This is a genomic window from Porphyrobacter sp. GA68 (assembly GCF_022605525.1).
Classification (GTDB): Bacteria; Pseudomonadota; Alphaproteobacteria; order Sphingomonadales; family Sphingomonadaceae; genus Qipengyuania_B.
In genome coordinates, this window is record NZ_JAKQYJ010000001.1 from 507,212 (window position 1) to 529,600 (window position 22,389).

Annotated in this window: 16 protein-coding genes; 10 read left to right on the forward strand and 6 right to left on the reverse strand. The window is 66.4% G+C overall.

Annotated features, from left to right (window positions below; all coding sequences use genetic code 11):
- Positions 1 to 99 precede the first annotated feature (99 nt).
- Together LHJ54_RS02490 and LHJ54_RS02495 are read left to right on the forward strand one after the other, a co-directional pair.
- A complete protein-coding gene (locus tag LHJ54_RS02490) occupies positions 100 to 2,862 on the forward strand; it encodes a TonB-dependent receptor (RefSeq protein ID WP_228242366.1) in 2,763 nt (920 codons plus the stop codon).
- A 223-nt stretch (positions 2,863 to 3,085) separates the two neighbouring features.
- Positions 3,086 to 3,457: a PilZ domain-containing protein gene (locus tag LHJ54_RS02495; protein ID WP_228242367.1), complete on the forward strand. Its 372-nt coding sequence runs from the start codon at positions 3,086 to 3,088 to the stop codon at positions 3,455 to 3,457.
- Between the two features lie 50 nt (positions 3,458 to 3,507).
- On the opposite strand, the gene LHJ54_RS02500 is transcribed toward LHJ54_RS02495, so the two are convergent.
- Both LHJ54_RS02500 and LHJ54_RS02505 read right to left on the reverse strand, forming a co-directional pair.
- Complete coding sequence (locus tag LHJ54_RS02500) at positions 3,508 to 4,179, reverse strand: HAD family phosphatase (protein ID WP_228242368.1); 672 nt, start codon at positions 4,177 to 4,179, stop codon at positions 3,508 to 3,510.
- On the reverse strand, positions 4,176 to 4,838 hold the full coding sequence (locus LHJ54_RS02505; RefSeq protein ID WP_228242369.1) for a YggS family pyridoxal phosphate-dependent enzyme: 663 nt from the start codon (positions 4,836 to 4,838) through the stop codon (positions 4,176 to 4,178). Before LHJ54_RS02505 ends, LHJ54_RS02500 begins: the two co-directional genes overlap by 4 nt.
- Positions 4,839 to 4,861: 23 nt before the next feature.
- Here LHJ54_RS02505 and LHJ54_RS02510 point away from each other — a divergent pair, with 23 nt between their 5' ends.
- From LHJ54_RS02510 to LHJ54_RS02520, 3 genes are all read left to right on the forward strand, one after another.
- Positions 4,862 to 5,395, forward strand: coding sequence for a thiamine phosphate synthase (locus LHJ54_RS02510; protein WP_228242370.1), 534 nt, complete (start codon positions 4,862 to 4,864; stop codon positions 5,393 to 5,395).
- 54 nt (positions 5,396 to 5,449) lie between these two features.
- Positions 5,450 to 7,795: a DNA translocase FtsK 4TM domain-containing protein gene (locus tag LHJ54_RS02515; RefSeq protein WP_228242371.1), complete on the forward strand. Its 2,346-nt coding sequence runs from the start codon at positions 5,450 to 5,452 to the stop codon at positions 7,793 to 7,795.
- 113 nt (positions 7,796 to 7,908) lie between these two features.
- Positions 7,909 to 9,477, forward strand: coding sequence for a DUF389 domain-containing protein (locus LHJ54_RS02520; protein WP_228242372.1), 1,569 nt, complete (start codon positions 7,909 to 7,911; stop codon positions 9,475 to 9,477).
- A 12-nt stretch (positions 9,478 to 9,489) separates the two neighbouring features.
- On the opposite strand, the gene LHJ54_RS02525 is transcribed toward LHJ54_RS02520, so the two are convergent.
- Positions 9,490 to 10,971, reverse strand: coding sequence for an NADP-dependent isocitrate dehydrogenase (locus tag LHJ54_RS02525; RefSeq protein WP_228242373.1), 1,482 nt, complete (start codon positions 10,969 to 10,971; stop codon positions 9,490 to 9,492).
- A gap of 86 nt (positions 10,972 to 11,057) precedes the next feature.
- On the opposite strand from LHJ54_RS02525, the gene LHJ54_RS02530 reads away from it, so the two are divergent.
- From LHJ54_RS02530 to LHJ54_RS02540, 3 genes are all read left to right on the forward strand, one after another.
- Positions 11,058 to 11,933 (forward strand): LysR family transcriptional regulator, encoded by an 876-nt coding sequence (locus LHJ54_RS02530; RefSeq protein WP_228242374.1) that lies wholly within the window; start codon positions 11,058 to 11,060, stop codon positions 11,931 to 11,933.
- Positions 11,934 to 12,186: 253 nt separating this feature from the next.
- A complete protein-coding gene (gene ald / locus LHJ54_RS02535; RefSeq protein WP_228242375.1) occupies positions 12,187 to 13,302 on the forward strand; it encodes an alanine dehydrogenase in 1,116 nt (371 codons plus the stop codon).
- A gap of 141 nt (positions 13,303 to 13,443) precedes the next feature.
- The gene (locus LHJ54_RS02540) at positions 13,444 to 15,192 is read left to right on the forward strand and encodes a diguanylate cyclase (RefSeq protein WP_228242376.1); all 1,749 of its coding nucleotides are present in this window, start codon (positions 13,444 to 13,446) and stop codon (positions 15,190 to 15,192) included.
- 13 nt (positions 15,193 to 15,205) lie between these two features.
- Here the strand turns inward: LHJ54_RS02540 and LHJ54_RS02545 are convergent, their stop codons facing one another.
- Positions 15,206 to 15,604, reverse strand: a complete 399-nt coding sequence (locus LHJ54_RS02545) for a thioesterase family protein (RefSeq protein WP_228242377.1) — start codon at positions 15,602 to 15,604, stop codon at positions 15,206 to 15,208.
- A 225-nt stretch (positions 15,605 to 15,829) separates the two neighbouring features.
- Positions 15,830 to 18,001, reverse strand: coding sequence for a S9 family peptidase (locus LHJ54_RS02550; protein ID WP_228242378.1), 2,172 nt, complete (start codon positions 17,999 to 18,001; stop codon positions 15,830 to 15,832).
- A 127-nt stretch (positions 18,002 to 18,128) separates the two neighbouring features.
- On the opposite strand from LHJ54_RS02550, the gene LHJ54_RS02555 reads away from it, so the two are divergent.
- Both LHJ54_RS02555 and LHJ54_RS02560 read left to right on the forward strand, forming a co-directional pair.
- Complete coding sequence (locus LHJ54_RS02555) at positions 18,129 to 19,988, forward strand: aminopeptidase P family protein (RefSeq protein WP_228242379.1); 1,860 nt, start codon at positions 18,129 to 18,131, stop codon at positions 19,986 to 19,988.
- Positions 19,989 to 20,139: 151 nt separating this feature from the next.
- Positions 20,140 to 20,631: an EF-hand domain-containing protein gene (locus LHJ54_RS02560; protein WP_228242380.1), complete on the forward strand. Its 492-nt coding sequence runs from the start codon at positions 20,140 to 20,142 to the stop codon at positions 20,629 to 20,631.
- Positions 20,632 to 20,715: 84 nt separating this feature from the next.
- Here LHJ54_RS02560 and LHJ54_RS02565 read toward each other — a convergent pair whose 3' ends face one another.
- Positions 20,716 to 22,290 (reverse strand): helicase HerA-like domain-containing protein, encoded by a 1,575-nt coding sequence (locus LHJ54_RS02565; protein ID WP_228242381.1) that lies wholly within the window; start codon positions 22,288 to 22,290, stop codon positions 20,716 to 20,718.
- Positions 22,291 to 22,389: the final 99 nt, after the last annotated feature.

Below are 22,389 nucleotides of genomic sequence, written 5' to 3' on the forward strand. Positions count from 1 at the left end.
GCGACATCTGCCCGATTGCGTTTACGGGCAGGAAGCGTAGGGATTAACAACAAAGAGGCGTGGTTTACCCGCCCTTGGCATCTGATGGGGAGAGTTTTGATGAAACTGGCAGCTGTATCCTTGCACGCGCTGGCCGTGGCCGGTGCGGGTCTTGTCCTGGCACCGCAGGCCGCCTTGGCGCAGGTCGCCACCGGCACGCAGCAGGAACAGGCGCCCACGGCGCAAACCGGCAACGACCTCCTCGACGGTGCCGATGTCACGCAGAACGACAACGTCATCATCGTCACCGCGCAGGGCCGTGCGCAGGCGCTGGCCGACGTGCCGGTTGCGGTGACGGCCATCTCCTCCGCCACCCTGCAGAATTCGGGTACCACCGACATCCGCGAACTGAACCAGGTCGCGCCGTCGCTGCTGGTGTCCTCTACCGGCAACGAAGCCAACGGGTCCGCCCGTATCCGCGGGATCGGCACGGTCGGGGACAACCCCGGCCTCGAAAGCTCGGTCGCAGTGTTCATCGACGGCGTATATCGTTCGCGGTCGGGCAGCGCGCTGTCGGAACTGGGTCCGCTCGACCGCATCGAAATCCTGCGCGGCCCGCAGGGCACGCTTGGCGGACGCAACTCCTCGGCCGGCCTGATCAGCATCTACACCGCGCCGCCGACATTTGATTTCAACGGCTACGGCGCCTTCACCTACGGCAATTATGACGCGATCCGGGTGGAGGCGGGCGTCAACGCCCCGCTCGGCGAAACCTTTGCAGCACGGGTGGACGGCGTTTATTTCAAGCGCGACGGGTTCTACACCGACGTCGTCAACAACACCGACATCAACAACCGCGACCGCATCTTCGTGCGGGGTCAACTGCTGTTCGAACCGACCGACGACATCAGCTTCCGCCTGATCGGCGACTATGCCAAGCGTGACGAAGCGTGCTGCGCGGCCACTTTCGTGCAACCCGACTTCGCACCGCTGGCGCGCGTGGCGCCGGGCCTGAACAGCTTTGTGCGGCCGGAAGGCGGGCAGCCGCTGACCAGCACGGCGAACCCGATCGTGCCCGTGCTGCTCGCGCTGGGACAGGATCCGCGCGCGCTGACCCAATCCACCTTCAACCGCAACCTGTATGTCACCCCCGGGCGCAGCTATGAAGGGGAAACCAAGGATTACGGCGTCTCGGGCGAGCTGAACTGGAGCTTTGGCGGAGCCACGCTGACGTCGATCACCGGCTACCGCGAATACGACAACTTCCAGGGCTCTGACACGGATTACACCACCGTCGACCTGCTGTATCGTGCGCCCACCAGCTTCGGCGGCGCGCGGCAGTTCAAGACCTTTACGCAGGAACTGCGCCTGTCGGGCTCGCTCTTCGATGACCGGGTCGACTGGCTGGTCGGCGGCTATTACGCGAACGAACGGCTTCAGGTCCGCGACAACCTGCGGTTTGGCACGCAGTACGGCAGGTTTGCGTCCTGCCGGATCGCGCTCGCCATCAATCCAGCGCTGGTCAATCCGGCGGCGCCCAATTGCCTTGGCGCCAATGTCGCCGCGCTGACCGCCGCAAACGGGGGCGCCGGTGCCTTCGGCCCGGCCACGCCGCTGATCATCGCGGGGATCAACAACCTCGCGCAGGTGAACGACCGGGGGTCGAATGGTGACATCTACAACCAGCGGTCGGAAAACTTCGCCCTCTTCACCCACAACATCTTTGCGATCACCGACACGGTCGATCTGACGCTGGGCCTGCGCTATACCAACGAGACGAAAGATCTCGACGCGCTGATCACCAACGACAACACCTTCTGCCCCGCCAACCGGGCGCTGCTCGGCCCCCTGCTGACCAACCCTGCTCTCGGTGCGCTTACGCAGGGGATTCTCGGCCTGACCTGCCAAGGCAATTCTACGTCAGAGTTGAACAACCGGACGCTCGACGACAGCCGCAGCGAGGACGAGTTCACCGGCACCGCCATTCTGTCATGGAAGCCGACGCCCGACCTGCTCGCCTACGCCTCCTACTCGCGCGGGTACAAGGCCGGGGGCTTCAACCTCGACCGCTCGGCTCTCGCCAATCCGCCGTTCTTCAACCCGGCCGCGATCAACGTCGGAGCATTGCAGTTCGATCAGGAAACGGTGAACGCATACGAAATCGGCATGAAATATGCCACGCGCGCGTTCAGCGTCAGCCTGGCCGCGTTCCGGCAGGAGTTCTCCGATTTCCAGCTGAACACCTTCAACGGCTCCGTATTTCTGGTTCAGAACATCAATGCGTGCGGCACCGACCTCGGCGGTGCCGACCGTGACGCCAGCCCGGCGACGGGTGCCTGTTCTCCGGACGACGTGCGCGCCGGCGTGATCGCCCAGGGTGTCGAAGCCGAAGTCGCTCTCAATCCGGTGCGCGACCTGTCTGTGGCGCTGGGCTTCACCTACTCGGACACCAGCTATCGCAACGATCTGATCGGCAATTCGTCGGGCGCGCCGCTTGATCCGGCACTGCGCCTGTTGCCCGGCGACAACCTGTCGAACGCTCCGGAAATCACGGCGACCTCGTCCGTAACCTTCACGCCGGAACTCGTTCCTGGCGGTGCGCGCGGGCTGTTCTTCCTCAACGCGCGTATGACCAGCGACTACAACACCGGGTCGGATCTGCTGTTCGGCAAGGAACAGGACGGTTATGTTGTGGTGAACGGGCGGATCGGCATCACCAACATAGCCGGCCGTTTCGCGATCGAAGGCTGGGTGCAGAACCTCTTCAACGAGGACTACACGCAAGTCGCCTTCAACACCCCCTTCGTGGCACCGCAGCAGACGTTCTCGGCCTATCTGGCCGAACCGCGCACCTACGGGATCACCGTGCGGGCGGACTTCTGATCCGCGGGCAAGTCGCTTGACCAACAGACTTGAAAGGCGCCCCTCGCCGGGGCGCCTTTTTTACGTATCGAAAGCATACGTCTCGCTGTCCGCGGCGCGCAAAGAACCCGGAGCCGTGTCGGGCCGCAGCGACAGCGTGTGGCAGTTCACTCAACGTTAACCTACAACGCTGTTATAGCACGGTTTTTTGGGAACTGCTTCATTCCTGGCGGGTTCTGACAACATGATGCAGGACATTCTTCACCGCCGCGCGCATCCGCGACTGCGGCTGGGCGTCGAAGCCCGGCTGATCGGGCTCGACGGAACCCAGGACGTGATCCTGCAGGACCTGTCCTGTACGGGGGCGAAGCTGTTGCTGGAACGGGCCGAACACATTTCGCAGGGCGTGCTGCGATGGATGGACTTCGAGGCATTCGGCGACGTTACCTGGCGCAAGGGTCGCTGGTGCGGCATCGCGTTTGACGAACTCCTGCCGGAAGATGTGCTGCACGCCACTCGCCAAGCCGCGCCCGCCTTGCTGAAGCAGCCTGCCGAACGCCTCCGGCGGCACGCAAGGACTTTCGCGCTGGGGGAAGACTCGTCGGAGGACCGCTAGGTCTGCCGGGATTGGTCCCGTGCAGCGCCCGTGACGTTCTGCCCCAACGGCTACCAGCCCGCCCCTTCGAAAACGGTCTGCACTGCGTGGAGATCGGGCGCGATCAACGCGCACAGGCGCTGCATCTCCGCCGTCGGCCTCAACAGGTCCGGCACCATCACGGTCCGCATACCCGCCCCGGCAGCCGAGCGCACGCCGTTGAACGAATCTTCCAGCGCAAGGCAGTGGGCGGGATCGACCTGCAGGCGGCTCGCGGCAAGCAGATAGGGTTCGGGGTCCGGCTTGCCGCGACGGTAATCGCCGTGCGCGACGATCTGGTGGAAGCGGTCCGTCAGGCCAAAGGCGGCAAGGTTGCGGCAGGCGCTGTCCCGGGTGGATGAGGTGACGAGCGCCCGGCGAAGGTTCAGCGCGTCCAGCCGGTCCAGCAGTTCGGCGGCACCCGGCTTCAGCCGCAACTCGCCGGGCAGCAGATGGTCGAGATGGCTGTGGCACAGCGCATGAAACTCCTCAGCCGGAAAGGCCGTACCGTAATGCTCCCGCAGCAGGGCGAAGTTGCGCTCGCGCGTGTGGCCGATCAGGCTGTTGAACAGCGCGCGGGGGACATTCACTCCCTGCTGTCGCCCTGCCGCCTGCATCGCCCGGAAGAACAGGCGTTCCGTATCGAACAGCAGCCCGTCCATGTCGAACAGTACCGCCGCGATGGGGCCGGCAGCTGGCTTCACCGCCGCTCGCCAAACAGCGCCGTTCCGACCCGGACGTGGGTTGCGCCCAGCATTATCGCCGTCTGGTAATCATCGCTCATCCCCATGCTGCGTCCCGGCAAGCCGTGATCCGTGGCCAGCCGGTCCAGCAAGGCGAAAAAAGGCGCTGGCTCGACGCCAACGGGCGGCAGGCACATCAACCCGGCAAGCGGGATCTGCGCGCGCTGGGCCTCGGCCAGCAGTCGGGGCAGGTCGGCCAGCGCGCAGCCGCCCTTCTGCGGTTCGCTGCCCACATCCACCTGCACGAAACAGGGAACCTGCCGCCCTGTCTTGTCGAAGGCCCGCGCCAGGCTGTTCAGCAGGCTGGGGCGGTCGAGCGAGTGGATGCAGTCGAACAGCCTGGCAGCGTCGTCCGCCTTGTTGGATTGCAGCTGCCCGACGAGGTGCAGCTGCGTGTCCGGAAACTCTTCGCGCAAGGCAGGCCATTTGGCGGCTGCCTCCTGCACCCGGTTTTCGCCGAAGTGGCGCTGTCCCTGCCGCAGCAGCGGGCGGATATCGTCGGCATCGCGGGTCTTGCTGACCGCGATCAGCGTCACCTCCCCCGGCTTGCGCCGGGCGACGCGGCAGGCGGCGGCAATCCTGTCGCGCACGAGGTCGAGCGGGCTGGCTGGTTCATTCATGGCGGCGGAGCTATAGCGGCGGTGTGCCCGAAGACCAGACCTTGCCGTCCTTGTGGCTGCTGTCGGACCGGCGTAACGACGCGGTGCTGGAACCTACGCTAGCCACCCTGCCGCCAGGCAGCGGGTTCGTGTTCCGTCACTATCACCTCACCCCTGCGGCGCGGCGGGACCGTTTCGACGCGCTGGCGGCGGCGGCGCGGCGGCGCGGACATCTGGTGGTTCTCTCCCGCGCCTGGGGATGGGGCGAGGACGGCACCTATGGCCCGGCGAACTTCATTGCCGCGCAGCCTGGCCTGCGTCTCGCCACAGCGCACGATGCAGCGGAAATCGCCGCCGCCAAGGCCGCCTCGGCGGATGGGGTGTTCGTCTCGCCCGTGTTTCCGACCCGCTCCCACCCGGGAGCAGCCTCGCTCGGCCCAGCGCGATTCCAGCGTCTGGCCGCATTGGCACGGATGCCCGTGATCGCGCTGGGCGGCATGACGCATGACCGGGCCCGAATGCTGGGGATCGCCCGCTGGGGCGCGATCGACGGACTTGCGGCGCCAGCAATTCCTTGACCCCGCCCGCCGCTGCGGCGCATTATGCGCGGTGGACAGAGGGAACGGGTGAACATGGCGACAAGGGCGATCACCAGGCAGGCACCGGACTGGCGTGCGGCATTTCGCCGCTCCGCCGCCCGGGCGCTGGAAATTGCCGGAGCGGCGGCGCTGCTGCTGCTGCTGGCGTTCCTCGCCATTGCGCTGCTGACCTACACCCAGACCGATCCCAGCCCCTCCACCGCCGCCAGCGGCGCAGATGTGCGCAACTGGATGGGCACCACCGGTGCGTGGGCGGCGGAACGGCTGTATCTGGCTTTCGGCGTGACGGCATTTCTGCTGCTGCCGATGGTGTATGGCGCGGCCGTCCGCCTGTGGCAGCCGGAACGCCTGACACACGAGGCAGAGGCGACGCACCGGCGCGGCTGGCGCCCGTTGGCGCTCCTGCTGCTGGCGATGGTGCTGACGGGCACGGTTCTCCACCTGATGCTGGAAGGGGCCGGCGCCGCACTGCCCGCCGGGGTCGGCGGCCTCGCCGGCGTGCTTGGCGCACGTCTGCTCAGCGGGGTGGCCGCACTGGCGGGGGCGAGCCTGGCCGGCTGGATCACTCTTGCCCTCGCTCTGGCGGCACTGATCGCGGCGACGGCGCTGCTGGTCCATGTCTTTGCGATCGACTGGCGGCGGTACATGACCCTGCCGCGGCTGCGCGCTGCGCGGGACCGCGCGCCGGAACAGGCGGGCGCGCCACCGTCCGCGCTGGCCCGCCCGGCGACCATCGACTCCGCGCCGGCCCCGGCAGTCATGCTGGATGCGGCACCGGAACAGCCGCGCCGGGCGCCCGAGATCACCGACCCCAGTGCTGCCCCCCGCAAGGCGCCGGCCAGGGCGGAACAGCGCGACATGTTCGCGCAATACGCCCTCCCCCCGCTCGACCTGCTGGCCGACGCGGGAGAAGTGCAGGTCCAGCCGCTCGACAAGGTCGCGCTGGAACGCAATGCGCGGCTGCTGGAAACCGTGCTCGACGACTTCAACGTCAAGGGCGAGATCGTGAAGGTCAACACCGGCCCGGTGGTGACGATGTACGAACTGGAACCGGCGCCCGGCATCAAGGCCAGCCGCGTCGTCGGACTGGCCGAGGACATCGCCCGCAACATGAGCGCGGTGTCGGCCCGCGTGTCCACCATCCCCGGCAAGACGGTGATGGGCATCGAACTGCCCAATCACCACCGGCAGACGATCAGTTACAAGGAACTGGTCGCATCCGCCGACTTTGCCGAGGCGCGCGGCGGTTTGCCGATCATCCTTGGCAAGGACATCGCGGGCGAGCCGATCATCGCGGACCTTGCCGCGATGCCGCACCTGCTGGTCGCGGGTACCACCGGGTCGGGCAAGTCGGTCGGGCTGAACGCCATCCTCCTGTCGCTCCTCTACCGGTTCACGCCAGCGGAATGCCGCCTGATACTGATCGACCCCAAGGTGCTGGAGCTGAAGATCTACGACGATATCCCGCACCTCCTGTCCCCGGTCGTGACCGAACCGCACAAGTCGGTGCGCGCGCTGAAATGGGCGGTGGAGGAGATGGAGCGGCGTTACCGGCAGATGTCGTCGGTGAATTCGCGCAACATCGGCGGCTTCAACGAGAAAGTCCGCGCGGCGCAGGCCCGCGGCAAGCCGCTGGGCCGGCGGGTGCAGACCGGCTTCGACCCGGAAACGGGCGAGGAGATGTACGAGGAGGAGCAGCTCGATTACCAGCCGCTGCCGCTCATCGTGCTGATCGTCGATGAACTGGCCGACCTGATGGTGACGGTGGGCAAGGAGATCGAGGTGCTGATCCAGCGCCTGTCGCAGAAAAGCCGGGCGGCGGGCATCCACCTCATCATGGCGACGCAGCGTCCGTCCGTCGATGTCATCACCGGCGTCATCAAGGCCAACCTGCCGACCCGCATCAGCTTCAAGGTGACGAGCCGGATCGACAGCCGCACCATCCTGGGCGAGCAGGGGGCCGAGCAGCTGCTGGGCCGGGGCGACATGCTCTACAAGCCCAACACGGGCGCGATGGTCCGCGTGCACGGCCCGTTCGTCTCTGACGAGGAGGTGGAACGCGTAGCCGATTACTGGCGCGCACAGGGCAAGCCGGCCTATGTCGATGCCGTCACGGAGGAACCAGCCGACGGCGGCTTCAATTTCGAGGACGAGTTTACCGCTTCCGACGATCCGGAAGAACGCAAGTACCGGCAGGCCTGCCAGATCGTGTGGGAAAACCAGAAGGCGTCGGGATCCTGGCTCCAGAGACAGATGGGCGTCGGCTACAACACGGCCGCCAAATGGATCGAGCGGATGGAAGGCGAAGGACTGGTCGGGGCGGCGGACCATGTCGGCCGGCGCGAGATTTTCCGCGACCGCGACGGCAATCCGCTGTAGGCCGCAGCCGGAACCCCGCGCCTGATGACGCCTTGCGCTTATCGCAATGTTCGTTCACCTGCGCGGCGCCCGGGGGACGGGCCACGCCGTGCAGTGCATACCACGCAGGACACATGAACGCGCCGTCAACCTCTACCTTCCCAAACAGGAACAGCACCCAGCCGCCCCGCCGCTGGGTGCACAGCCCGATCGGCCGCCTTGTCGCTTCCACGCGGCGTTACTGGCGCGACCATGCGCTGAAGGGCGTCGATTACGAAGCGGTCGTTCGCAAGGTGCAGGACGAAAGCGGGCTGACCTGGCGCTACATCTTCATGACCTGCATGTCGGCCGGCATCGCGGTGCTGGGCCTGCTGCTGTCATCGCCGGCGGTGGTGATCGGTGCCATGCTGCTCTCGCCGTTGATGGGGCCGATTCTTGGTGCCGGCTTCGCGCTTGCGATCGGTGATTTTCCATGGCTACGCGCGTCCGCTTGGGCGCTGCTCGTCGGCTCTCTGGTCGCGGTCGCCTTCACCGGTGCCATTGTCCTCTTCTCGCCGCTGCAGACGGTGACGGGCGAGATCGCCGCGCGGACGCGGCCCAACCTGTTCGATCTGCTGGTCGCGCTGTTCTCCGCGCTGGCGGGCGCCTACGCCATGATTCGCGGGCGGGAAGGAACAATCGTGGGCGTCGCCATCGCCACCGCCCTGATGCCGCCGCTCGCGGTGGTCGGCTTCGGCCTTGCCACGTTCAACTGGCCGGTGTTCAGCGGCTCGCTCCTGCTGTTCGTGACCAACCTCGTGACCATCGCGCTGATGGCGGCGCTGATGGCGCGCCTGTACGGTTTCAGCAGAAGCCTTTCGCCCCGCCAGACCATGCTGCAGACGCTGGGCATCATTCTGGCGCTCGCCCTGCTGGCGGTCCCGCTGGGCCTGGCCCTGCGGCAGATCGCGCTGGAAGCCAACGCCCAGCGGCTGGTCGCTGCCGCCGTGGATGAGGCGTTTGACGACCGGGCGCGGGTCGACGCGCAGCGCATCGACTGGGACACCGACCCGATAACCGTGACGGCGACGGTGTTCACCCCCGAGTTCATCCCGGATGTCGATGCACAGGTGGCCGCGCAGCTGAGTCGTGTGCTTGGACAGCCGGTCGAGGTGCGCATCGAACAGCTGCAGGTCGGGGCGGGGCCGGGTGCGGCCGCGCAGGCGGCGCTCAACCGCGCGCGGGTGGCCGAGCAGGCCGCCACCAGCGCGCGGCAGGTCGAGGCGTTGACCGACCGCCTCGCGCTGATTGCGGGAACCGACCGCGATGCGGTGACCGTCGACCGGGAAAACCGCCGCGCCTTCGTCACTGCGCGGGCGCTGGACGGCCTGACCTTGGCCGGTTGGCGGGAACTGGAGCAGCGGGCAAGTGCGGACTTGCCCGGCTGGCAGATCGTGCTGCGCCCGCCGCTGGCCGCCCTGCCGCTGGTGGAGGTGGAGAACGGCGAGCTGACCGAACGCGGGGACGGACAGGTGGATCTCATCGCCTGGGCTGCGCAGCGCAGCGGACTGCCGGTCGCGCTAAGGGGCGGCGGTCAGGCACTTGCCGAAGCGGCCGGCCGGCTGCGGGAACGCGGGGTTGCCGTGGTGGAACAGGCAGGCGGGCCGGCGCAGTCGATTACCGCGACCTGGACTGTGGAGCAGGGAACGCCGGCCGCGCCTTGACCCGGTCGGACCCTACTGCCCCTGGCCCAGCGAATACCCCGGCTCACCGTCGAAGGTATAAAGCTGCTCGGTCTTGATGAAGTCCACGCCGGCCTTGTTCAGCCGCTGAAGAATGTCCAGGACCACCGCCTTGTTCATCTGCGTTCCGGTGCGCGCTTCGAACCGGCAACGCCAGTGGTCGGTGCAGAACGTGTCCTCGTGCCCCTGCGGCCAGACCTTGACCCCGCGGTTGGTGACGAGTTTCAGCTCCGCGATCCGGTTTTCGGCCTGTCTCAACCGGGACACCAGTTCCTCGACCGTGCCGGAATGATTGGCGAACACGTCGACCCCGACCAGTTCGCGCAGCGCAGGCTTGCGTTCGGGCAGCGGCGGGATCGGAACGGCGGTGTCACCCTCGTAGCTGACCGGGGACAACCGCTGCGGCGTCAAGCCCAGCCGCGCAATCACCGCGTCGGCAAACGCCTCCGTGCCGACCGTTTCGCGGGTCGCGCCGGCCCGCGCGATGTCGCCGGTGTGGACGCCGTCCTCGATGGTCCGCAGCCAGGCGTTGTGCACCCGCGCCGCCGCTTCGCCCTGGCCCACATGGTTGAGCATCATCACGCCTGCGAGAATGAGGCCCGACGGGTTGGCAATCCCCTGCCCCGCGATGTCCGGCGCGCTGCCATGGATCGCCTCGAACATGGCGCAGCGAGGGCCGATGTTGGCCGACGCGCCCAGCCCCACCGAGCCGGTGATCTGCGCCGCCACGTCCGACAGGATGTCGCCGTAGAGGTTCGGCATGACGATCACGTCAAAGCGTTCCGGGCTGTCCGCCAGGCGGGCGGCGCCGATGTCCACGATCATGTGCTCTTTGGAGATGTCGGGATACTGTGCTCCGATCTCGTCGAACACCCGATGGAACAGCCCATCGGTCAGCTTCATGATGTTGTCCTTGGTGAAGCAGGTCACCTTGCGGCGTCCTTGGGCGCGGGCATAGTCGAAGGCATAGCGCACGATCCGCTCGCACCCGGGCCGGGTGATCAGCTTCAGGCACTGATACACCTCGTTGGTCTGCCGATGCTCGATCCCGGCGTAGAGATCTTCCTCGTTCTCCCGCACGATCACCACGTCCATGTCGGGGTGGCGGGTCGGAATGGCGGGGGCATAGGCGGCGCAGGGGCGCACATTGGCGAACAGGCCGAAGGTCTTGCGGATGGTGACGTTCAGGCTCTTGTAGCCCCCGCCTTGCGGCGTGGTGATCGGACCTTTGAAGATGAGGCCGGTTTCCCTGAGGCTATCCATCGCCGCATCGCTGATCCCAGCGGTGTGACCTGCCAGATAGACCTGTTCGCCAAGTTCGACCGGCTCCAGTCGTAACCGGGCGCCGCCCGCCTCCAGCACGCGCAGCGCGGCCGCCATGATCGCGGGTCCGATCCCGTCTCCGGCGGCCACGCTGACGCGGGGTCCGGTACTGGCGGAAACTTCAACGGCGGGCTTGGTGGCGAAGTCGAGCATTGGTTCAATTCCTTTCGCGCCGCATCTAAGGCATTGCTCAAATCAAGGGAAATTGATAGTTCTCGGGTCATCTATTGCAAAAGGTAATGATGGCTACGTCTCGCACGATCGATCCGGAACTGCTGCGCGCGTTCGTCACCGTGGTCGATCACGGCAGCTTCAGCGCGGCGGCGCAGCGGCTCTACCGCGGACAATCCGCAGTCTCGCTGCAGATCAAGCGGCTGGAGGAACAGCTGGGCACGCGCCTGCTCGACCGCAGCAGCCGGCGTGTCGCGCTGACGGCGGAAGGGGAAATGGTGCTAGGCTCGGCCCGGCAGCTCATCGCCCTCAATGAACAGCTGCTCGGCCGGGTGCAGGAACCCGAACTCGCCGGACTGGTCCGGGTAGGCGCGCCGGAGGATTTCGCCACCAGCCGCCTGCCGCGCCTGCTCGCCGATTTTAGCCGCTCGCACCCGCAGGTTGCGCTGGAAGTGGTTTGCGAACTGACGCTGGACCTGCAACGCCGCTTCGAGGCAGGGGAACTCGACATCGCGCTCCTGAAGCGGGAACCCTCCGTGACGCTTGATGGCACACGCGTCTGGCGCGAACAGCTGGTGTGGGTGGGCGGCGACGCCTTGCCCCGCGACGAGGAAGTGCTGCCGCTCGTCTGCTCGCCCATACCTTGCGTGTACCGGGCGCGGGCGATCGGCGCACTGGACGAGGCAGGCCGCGCCTGGCGGGTCAGCTACAGCTGCGGTTCGCTGGCGGGCAATCACGCCGCCGTGCGCGCCGGGCTGGGTGTGACGGTCCTGCCCAAGGACATGGTGCCGGGCGACCTCATGCTGCTGGACAATGCGGCGCACCGGCTGCCCATGCTGGCGGACACCGAAATCGCACTGGTCGCGAAGGCGGGCCTGACGCCGCCGATGGCGCGGCTGAAGGAGTATATCGTGCATGAGCTGGAGCTGGGTTCAGGCCGCTGAGCGCGCTGCTCCGACCTTGGTCGCAAGTGTCCTACATCGGCGGTGTCGGCTATGTCGCTGGCATGGAACATCGCCTCATGACCTCGCCTCCGGATTGGTCGAAGCCCTCTTGCTTCTACACCGGTTTTATGTCCCTGGACCGTGTAACATGCGGTCCAAGTGTTCTGCCGCAGCGATGAACGGAGCAGCTCAGCCGCGTGTTGCCGTGCGGCGGTTTCACAGGTAACGGCCGGCCAGAAACGGAGTCCTCCCCATGCGCATCGGTTGTCCCAAGGAAATCAAGAACCACGAGTATCGTGTCGGCCTGACGCCCGAAAGCGCGCGCGAACTGGTGCAGCACGGGCACGAGGTATGGATCGAAGCGGGCGCCGGGTCTGGCATCGACGCCACCGATCAACAGTATCGCACAGCGGGTGCGCGGATCGTCGAGGGGCCGGAGGCGATCTTTGCCGAATGCGAGATGGTGGTGAAGGTCAAGGAACCGCAGGCGGGCGAACGCGCAATGCTGCGCGAGGGGCAGATCCTCTACACCTACCTCCACCTCGCGCCCGACCCGGACCAGACGCGCGATCTGGTCGACAGCGGCGTGACGGCCATCGCTTATGAAACGGTGACCGGTCCGGGTGGCTCGCTGCCGCTCCTCAAACCGATGAGCCAGGTCGCCGGCCGCATGAGCGTGCAGGCCGGCGCCACCGCGCTGGAAAAGGCGCAGGGCGGACGCGGTGTGCTGCTCGGCGGGGTGCCGGGCGTGCTGCCGGGCCGGGTGGTTGTGATCGGCGGCGGCGTGGTCGGCTTCAACGCGGCGCAGATGGCGGTGGGGCTGGGTGCGGACGTCACCATCCTCGACCGCGATCCCGAAGTGCTCGAACGCCTTGGCATCCACTTCGAAAGCCGGGCCAAGACCCGCTTTTCCAACGTCGCCAACCTGCAAGACGCGGTATGCGGGGCCGATCTGGTGATCGGCGCGGTGCTGATCCCCGGCGCGGCCGCGCCCAAGCTGGTAACGCGCGAGATGCTGGGCGACATGCAAAAGGGCGCCGTGCTGGTCGATGTCGCCATCGACCAGGGCGGGTGCTTCGAGACGAGCCGGGCGACCACCCACGCCGATCCCACCTATGTGGTGGACGGCGTGGTGCATTACTGCGTGGCCAACATGCCGGGCGCGGTGGCCCGGACCAGCACCTATGCGCTGAACAACGTGACCCTGCCGCACGCGCTGCGCATCGCGGATCTGGGCTGGCGCGAAGCACTGCGCGCAAACCCGCACCTGGCCGCCGGCCTCAACGTCCACGCGGGCGAGGTCGTGTACGAAGCCGTGGCGCAGGAACTTGGCTATGTATTCCGTCCGGTGGGCGAGGTACTGGGGTAAGGCGCGCGGCTAGCAGGGCCGCGACGCATGTGCGCCGGGCCGGGCATGATCGCTGCGCCGACGGGACGGCCGACACAAGGTTGCCATTCCCTTAGCGGCAGGTTTACTCCAGCCTAACGGATTGGCGGCTAAGGTCCGCCGATGGCGCGACACGTCCGGCAATTGCTCACCGCACTCCTCTCGCTGATCGGAGCATGGATGCTGACGGCATCGGCGCAGGCCGCGACAGGCGCCGGGAGCGGGGTGTGCTTCGCCGCGCTGAGCGACGCGGGAACGCCGGCCCAGGCGCTGGCCCGGGTCGAGACGTGGGACTGCCACCCCGACAGCGACCTGCTCTCCGCCAGCCGCGTCGCGGTTCGTCTCGCCCCGCTCACCGAAAAAGGTGCGCCGGTCCGGTCGATGCAGGCAGGCATCGGCCAGTTCGACCGGCTGACAGTCATGGCAGCCGGTGCCGACGGAACATCCATCGCCCACACCTACACGCCGGAAGATGTTACGCCGATCGCGGGCCGCCCGCACTTCGCGGTCGCTGTGCCGTCAGTCGCGCAACCCGTCGTGCTCCACGCCGTCTTCGACCGCCCGGGCAACACCTACATCCTGCAGGAAGTGGACACCTTTGCCGCCGACATGGCCGTGGTCAGTGTCGACACGTTCGAAGCCTTGATGATGGCGGTCCTCATCGGCATGCTGGCGATTCCCCTGCTGCTCGATCTGGGCATTTATGCGGCGGTGCGCGACAAGCTGTTCGCGTGGCACGGCCTGCTCATCGCCAATTTCATCCTGCTGCTGCTGTGCTGGTCCGGGTTGATCGTCGTCATGTCCGGCATTTCCATGCCGCAGTGGCACCGATTGCTGATGGTATCGCTGGCTCTGAACGGGGCGGTGGCATGCCTCTTCAACCGTTCGTATTACATCAGCGGCTATAAACGTAAGCTGTTCGACCGCGCGCTTGCGGTGGGCGCCGCCTACAGCCTGCTGCTGGGCGTGTTGTACGCGGGCGGCGTATTCGACGGTTCGGCACGGGCGGCGAGCGCCTACTCCACGGCGCTTCTACCGGTGCTCGCGCTGCTGACGGCAAACCTTGTTCTGGTGGTCAAGAACGGCAACTGGCTGCTTCGGCTGCAATTGATCGGCTGGACACCGCTGCTCCTGTTCTTTGTCGCCCGGTTCGCCGCCAACCTCTTCGCGCTGCAACTGCCGCGCGGCGCGCTGCCGCTCCTTTACCTGGGTGTTCTGATCCTGTCGGTGCTGAGCGCCATCGGCGTCATTGTCCGCTTCGCTGATATGCGCCGGGAACGCGATGTGGCAGTGGCCCGGGCCGAGGTGATGGGCGGCCTTGCCGAGCGCGACCACCTGACCGGTCTGCTCAACCGCCGCGCAATCGACAACCGTTTCGGTGCGCTGCGGGCCAAGGGTTATGACACCTTTGCCTTGATCGACCTCGACCACTTCAAGGCCATCAACGATGTCAGCGGACACGCCGTCGGTGATCAGGTGCTGGAGGTGTCCGCCCGCGTCCTCGCCAGCGACCCCGACAACATTGCGGTTCGCCTTGGAGGCGAGGAGTTTCTGCTCCTGTTGCGGGGCGCCGGGCAGGCCGCGCGCGCAGAGAAGCTGCGGCGGATGCTGTCGGTACGCGTCGCGCGCGAGATCGACGGGCTTGAACAGATCGTCACCGCCAGCATGGGGCTCCTGACACTGCCTGCCGACTGTCCCGAAGCGATGAACTTTGCCAGCGTCTATTCGCGTGCCGACCTGTTGTTGTACGAAGCCAAGCGCGAAGGGCGCAACCGGACCAAGGCGGCGCAGATCGGCTTCTATGCACAATGCGACAACGATGACGGGTGGAGGGACAGCCCCGCAGCGCAGGAGCGGCCGGTGGTCGCCTGACCACCCCGCCGCGCTAGCCTGCGAAGAAGGGTGCAGCCACCTCTGCCCTTACGCGCACGAGCCGGCCGCTCGCGCGCTCGATCAGCGCCCATGTGCTGCGCGCCGTCACGACCACCGGCGCTGCGGCAGCGCGCCGAAACTCCACCACGCGGTCGAAACGTGCGCCGCGCGGCGGGTCGGGGATGAAGGTCACGGCCTCGACTGCGTCACCCAGGGCGATGTTGCCGCGATAATCGATTTCGTGCCGCGTCACGAGCCAGACGTAATCAAGCTGGTGCTGTGCCGGAGCAACGGCGCGCCAGTGCGCCGTGGCAATATCCTGCACCCAGCGGACCCAGACCGTGTTGTTCACATGGCCAAGCTCGTCGATATCCGCCGCCTGAGCGGTGAAGTGCATGGTAAAACGGGACATGCGCCGCACCTTGCCAGCTAGCACCTACCGGGTCGAGATGCGCGAGGCATTGCCAGGTCGCACGTGCGACTGTGTGCCATGACGCTGTCTGGCGAAGCATAGATCGTGTCTGTCCGTGCCGTCACCTGGCGCTGGAGCACCCATTGCCCTGGCTGACACAGGTCATCATCCCGCGCGCCGCGTTGACAGGTCGCTACGAAATCTCTTTCCCGCCCCCAGCTGCCGCTATGGTTCCACCCCCAGCTGCCACAGGATGAAGGCGTATTCCTCCGCCGTCTCACGCAGCGATGTGAACCGGCCCGACTTGCCGCCGTGGCCGGCACCCATGTTGGTCTTGAGGAGCAGGATATTGTCGTCCGTCTTGACGCTGCGCAGCCGTGCGGCCCACTTCGCCGGTTCCCAATAGGTGACGCGCGGATCGTTCAGCCCGGCTGTGATGAGCAGCGGCGGATAGGCTTGCGCCGTGACATTGTCGTAGGGCGAATAGCTGCGGATCAGCTCAAAGGCGGCCCTGTCGTTGATCGGGTCGCCCCATTCCGGCCACTCGCCGGGCGTCAGCGGCAGGGTTCCGTCCAGCATTGTGTTCAGCACATCGACGAACGGCACATGCGCGGCCACCGCCCCCCAAAGCTGCGGATCGGAATTGACCACCGCGCCCATCACCGTGCCGCCGGCCGATCCGCCGCTCGCGCTGATCCGCCCCTCGGTGGTATAGCCCAGTGCCGCCAGGCCTTTCGCCGCGTCGACGAAATCGTTGAAGGTTTTCAACCGCTGCGTCGTCTTGCCCTGCAAATACCAGTTGCGGCCCAGATCGTCGCCGCCCCGCACGTGGGCAATGGCGAACGCCATCCCGCGGTCGAGCAGGCTGAGGCGGCTGGTCGAGAAGCCAGGGGGAATGGCAATGCCGTAGGAGCCGTAGGCGTAGAGGTGGAGCGGCCCGCCCGTGCCCCCGTTCAGTTGGTCCCGGTCGCGCCGATAGACGATCGAAACCGGCACCATCGTTCCATCGCGTGCGGCGATCTCCACCCGGTCGGTGGTGTAGAGGGCCGGATCGTATCCGCTTGGTATCTCCTGCTGCTTCAAGAGTTCAAGCCGGCGATCCGCGACGTGGTAGTCATAGACGGAACCCGGCGTCACCATTGATTGATAAGACAGGCGCAGGCGGTCGGTGTCGTATTCCGGATTGTTGGACAATCCGGTGACGTAGCTCGCTTCAGGAAAGGTGATGGGTGTGACAGACCGGGCATCGGCGTAGTCGCGCAACTCCACCTGATCCAGACCCTTGCGACGGCCTTCGGTGACGTAGAAATCCCTGAACAGGTCGAAGTCGGTCAGGTAGAACTCGTCGGAGCCGGGGATCAGCGTGCTCCATTCGCCGGGCGCCTCCAGCGAAGCGGTCGCGAGGCGGAAGTTCACGTGGTCGTCGTTCGTGTGCACGAACAGCGTTCCCTCGCGCACATCGACGCTGTATTCCACACCCCGCTGTCGGGGCCGCACCAGGATCTGCGCACCTGTTGGATCGTCGGCGCGAACAAGACGTACCTCGCTCGTTTCGTTGTCGCCGGTGGCGATGATCAACCAGTCTTCCTGCGCCGACAGCCCGGTGCCCACGCGAAAGCCCTCGTCCTCCTCGTGGTACAGCTCGACATCCTGTTCGAGCGGTGTGCCGAGCCGGTGCAGGCGGGCATTGTCGACCCGCCATTCCGGCGTCGCCTTGCCGTACACCAGCGCGGTGTCGTTCATGACCCATGTCAGGCCGGACAGCGTTTCGGGGATCACGTCGGGCAACAGATCTCCCGTATCCAGATCCTTTACCCGTGCGGTGAACCGCTCGGACCCGTTGTCATCGTAGGAGTAGGCGAGGAAACGCCCGTTCTTGCTGACGGAAAAGGCGGCGAGACGGAAATATTCCTTGCCTTCGGCCAGCACGGTTTCGTCCAGCAGCAGGATATTGTTTTCCGCCGTATCCGGGGCGCCGACGCGGCGGCGATAATGCTTGCGGTATTCGTCGCCTTCCTCGAACTTGGACCAGTACAGCCAGTCGCCATCCTTTTGCGGAACCGTGCTGTCGTCTTCCTTGATCCGCCCGCGCATTTCGGTGAACAGTGTCTCCACCAGCGCCTGGTGCGGGGCCATGGCTGCTTCGAAATAGGCGTTCTCTGCGTTGAGGTAGGCCAGCACATCGGCGTCATCGACGGTGGGATAGGACTGATCGCGCAGCCAATTATAAGGGTCGCTGATCGTGACCCCGTGACGGGTAAACTCGTGCGGCCGCTGCTCGGCGACCGGAGGTGTGGCTTGGCTCAAGACGGGTTCCTGCTGAACGGGTTGCGCCACCGCCGCGGCCGGGAGACCAGCGGCAAGGGCCATCGTGGCAAGAAGCGGCAGATGGCGCATACGCAAGGTTCCTTTTCTCGGGCCAGCAGCGTGACTAGCTTACCGGCGGTGATTAGACTTACCCGCTCCCATCGGGCAAGCGGCAATGACTTGTCCCGCCAGTTGCGCAAGAAAGAGGAACCCGCCGATGCTGATGCAGGCTCAACGCGAAACCGCCTCGGGCAGGCTCGCCGCACTTCGCGAGGAACTGCGGCGGCAGAAACTCGACGGCTTCATCATCCCCATCAGTGACGAGCACATGAGCGAGTATGTCGGCGCCTATGCACAGCGGCTCGAGTGGCTGACGGCCTTTGGCGGCTCTGCGGGAACGGCGGTGGTCCTGACCGACCCTGCCCAAGGCAAGGGAGCGGCGGTGTTCATCGACGGGCGCTACACGCTGCAGGTGCGCGATCAGGTTCCGGGCGAGCTGTATGATTACGTCGGCGTTCCTGCCTCTTCGCCCGTGAAATGGCTGCACGACAACGCTCCGCAAGGAGCGCGGATCGGGTACGACGCGTGGCTCCACACGGCTTCGTTCGTGCGCCAGCTGGAACTGGCGCTGGCCGGGAAAGATGCGCATGCGGTCGCCGTGGAGCGCAACCCCGTGGATGCAGTCTGGACCGATCAGCCCGCCATGTCCGATGCCAAGGTCGCCGTGCACTCCGCCCAGTACGCGGGCGAGGACAGCGCGGCCAAACGGGCGCGCGTGGCCGACGAACTGGTGGCAGCGGGCGAGGACACGGCGGTCATTTCCGCACTCGATTCGGTTGCCTGGCTGCTCAACATCCGGGGCAGCGACGTGGCCAACTCGCCTCTGGCGCTCTCCTTCGCGCTGGCTCATGCCGATGGCACGGCCGACCTGTTCGTTGCCAAGGCCAAGCAATCGCCGGAACTCATCCACCATCTGGGCAATGCGGTGCGGGTGCATGACCGGGACGCCTTCGCCGGGGCACTGGGTGCCCTTGCAGGCAAGAAAGTGCGGGTGGATCCGGAACGCAGCGTTGCGGCAATCACGCAGGCGCTTGAGCAGGCGGGAGCCACCATCGTTACCGCGACCGATCCCACTGTGCTGCCCAAGGCGATCAAGAACGTCGTCGAACAAGCGGGTCATCGGGCCGCGCAGGCGCGCGACGGCGCCGCTATCGTCCGTTTCCTCCACTGGTTGAGCGTGGAGGCGCCTGTTGGGGGCGTGGACGAACTTGCCGCCGCGGCCAAGCTGCGCGCATTGCGCGAGGAAAGCGGCGCGCTCAAGGATATCTCCTTCGACACCATATCCGGCGCCGGCCCCAACGGGGCAGTGGTGCATTACCGCGTCACACCGGAAACAAACCGGACGCTGGAGCCGGGCAGCATCTATCTCGTCGATTCGGGCGGGCAGTATCTCGACGGCACCACCGACATCACCCGCACCGTGTGGATCGATGAACCGCACGGGAGCAACCCGACGGCGGAAATGCGCGACCGGTTCACCCGCGTGCTGAAGGGACACATTGCCCTTGCCCGTGCAGTTTTCCCCGAAGGCACCAGCGGCGGGCAGCTCGACGTGCTTGCGCGGCAGTTCCTGTGGGACGCCGGCCTGGATTATGCCCATGGCACGGGGCACGGGGTGGGCAGCTACCTCAGCGTTCACGAGGGACCGCAGCGGATCGCCAAGCCGAGCGGCGGCCAGGCGGGTACCGGCCAACCGCTCTACGCCGGCATGATCCTGTCGAACGAACCGGGTTACTACAAGGCAGGCGCATACGGCATCCGCATCGAAAATCTGGTGCTGGTGGAGGAACGGCAGATCGAAGGCGCGGAGGGACGCTTCCTGGGTTTTGAGACGCTGACCCTGGCACCCATCGACCGGCGCTTGATCACACCCGGACTGCTGACCCAAACGGAGCGAAGCTGGCTCGACAGCTATCACGCCAGGGTGGCAGAAGTCCTGGCGCCCCAGTTGAGCGGGGAGGCACGCGACTGGCTGTTGACGCAATGCGCGCCGATAGCCGACCTTGCGGGGCAATAACGCGGACGTTCACTGACAGGTCATACCGTCGCTGGCATCAATGGCGCAACGAAGCCTGCGGTTCACCACAATCATCCCGGCAGACCGCGCTGCCCGCCCGCTGAAAGATACGTCGGGCCATGCTTCATGACGCCAATTCAAGGAGCGAATAATGAAAAAACTGACCTTCACACTTGCGGCGGCCGGCCTGCTGGCGAGCACGGCGGCGATGGCACAAGCGGTGGATGCGCAACAGCAGACACGCGCCAGTGCCGCCGAGCGCGCCGAGCAGGCGTTCGCGCGGATGGACGCCAACAATGATGGTGTGCTGGATGCGCGCGATCGCGAAGCGCGCCGCCAGCAGATGTTCGAACGTCTCGACACCAATGGCGATGGGCAGATCAGCCGGGCCGAATGGAACGCTGCCGCTGAACAGCGCACCATGCGTCAGGGACGTCGCGGAAACGCGGAAGGCGGCGAACGCCGCGGAGCCTGGAGCCGGGCCAATTCCGGTGCTGAACGCACGATCAGCAGGGCTGACTTCGTGGCTGCCGCCACCGCACGCTTCGATCGGCTGGACACCAATCGGGACGGCACCGTCAGCGCGGAGGAGCGGCAGGCCGCCCGCGAAACCCTGCGCGGATCGCGCCGGTCGGGCGAGTAATCGGCTTAGGACAACCGCGACGTTAGGCGGCGCGTTGGAGGGGTGAACCCTTCCGCGCCGTCTGCCATTGGGGTCCGCCTGACATTATCGCATCAGGCCGCCGAGCAGGTTGCGCACAAAACGTCCTGCGATCGCCCCGCCCAGCCCCGTGGCGATGGCCCCCGCAGCGGCGGTGGTCGCGTTGCGCACCGGGTCTGAGCGGGTAGTACGTCCCATCACCTTGGCCGCCAGCACGGTGGCAGCCGAACTGGCCGCGGCCCCTGCGGCAGCGCTGCCCGCCCTTTCCCACATGGTTCTGGTTCGCCGCGGGCGAGCCGCAGCTGCTTGCTCGCCCCGGGCGTCAACCTCCTCGGCTGTGGCTGCAGCATCGGCGGCCTTGGCGTTCAACACCTCCTCCGCGCTTTCCCGGTCCACCGCCACCTCGTACTTGCCGGCGTGCGGGCTGGCGCCCTGGATTGCCGCCCGTTCGCCGGGACTGAGCGGCCCCAACCGGCTGCGCGGCGGCGCCACCAGCGTGCGCTGCACCACCGACGGGGCGCCATCCGGAAGCAGGGTGGAAACCAGCGCCTCGCCAACCCTGAGTTCGGTGATCGCCGTCCGCACGTCCAGTTCCGGGTTCGAGCGGAACGTCTCCGCCGCCGCCTTGACCGCCTTGGCATCGCGCGGGGTGAAGGCGCGCAGGGCGTGGCTGATGCGGTTGCCCAGCTGGCCCGCGACCCGCTCTGGAACGTCGAGCGGGTTCTGCGTCACAAAATAGACACCGACACCTTTTGACCGGACCAGCCGCACCACCTGCTCCACCTTTTCCAGCAGGGCGCGCGGCGCATCGGTGAACAGCAGATGCGCCTCGTCGAAAAAGAACACCAGGGTCGGCTTGTCCGGGTCGCCGACTTCGGGCAGGCTTTCGAACAGTTCCGCCAGCAGCCAGAGCAGGAAAGTGGCGTAGAGCTTGGGGCTGCGCATCAGCCGCTCGGCGGCGAGGACGTTGATGAACCCGCGGCCCTTCTCGTCCGTCAGCAGGAAATCGTCGATCTCCAGCGCCGGTTCGCCGAAGAAACGGTCCGCGCCCTGCGCTTCGAACGACAGCAGCTGCCGCTGGATCGCGCCGACGCTGGCCTTGGTGACGTTCCCGTATTTGCCGGTGAACATGTTCGGCTGAGTGGCAGCCATTGCCAGCAGCGCCTGGAGATCGCCGAGGTCGAGCAGCAGCAGGGCGTTATCGTCGGCGTAGCGGAAAACGATCTGCAGCACGCCCTCCTGCGTTTCGTTGAGGTCCAGCAGCCGGGCGAGCAGCAGCGGCCCCATTTCCGTAATGGTGGTGCGCACCGGGTGCCCCTGTTCGCCGTACAGATCCCAGAACACCACCGGGTTGTCGCTGTAGGTGTAATTGGAAAGCCCCACCTCCCGTGCCCGTGCCTGCAGGCTGTCGGCGTTCTTGGCGCTCGCAGAGCCGGGCAGCGCGACGCCGGCTAGGTCGCCTTTCACATCGGCCAGAAACACCGGCACTCCGGCAGCGGAAAACTGCTCGGCCAGCGTTTGCAGCGTCACCGTCTTGCCTGTTCCCGTCGCGCCGGTAATCAGCCCGTGCCGATTGGCACGGCCGAGGTGCAGCACCTGCCGGTCGCCATTGTCCGCCAATCCGATGAAGATATCCCGCATGTGCCGCTCCCTCCGCTTGCTCCGCACGTTGCGCGCGCGACGCGGTGCGGGTCAAGCGGTGAGCAGCCTGCGTCGCCTCTTCCAATTCGCTCCGCCAGC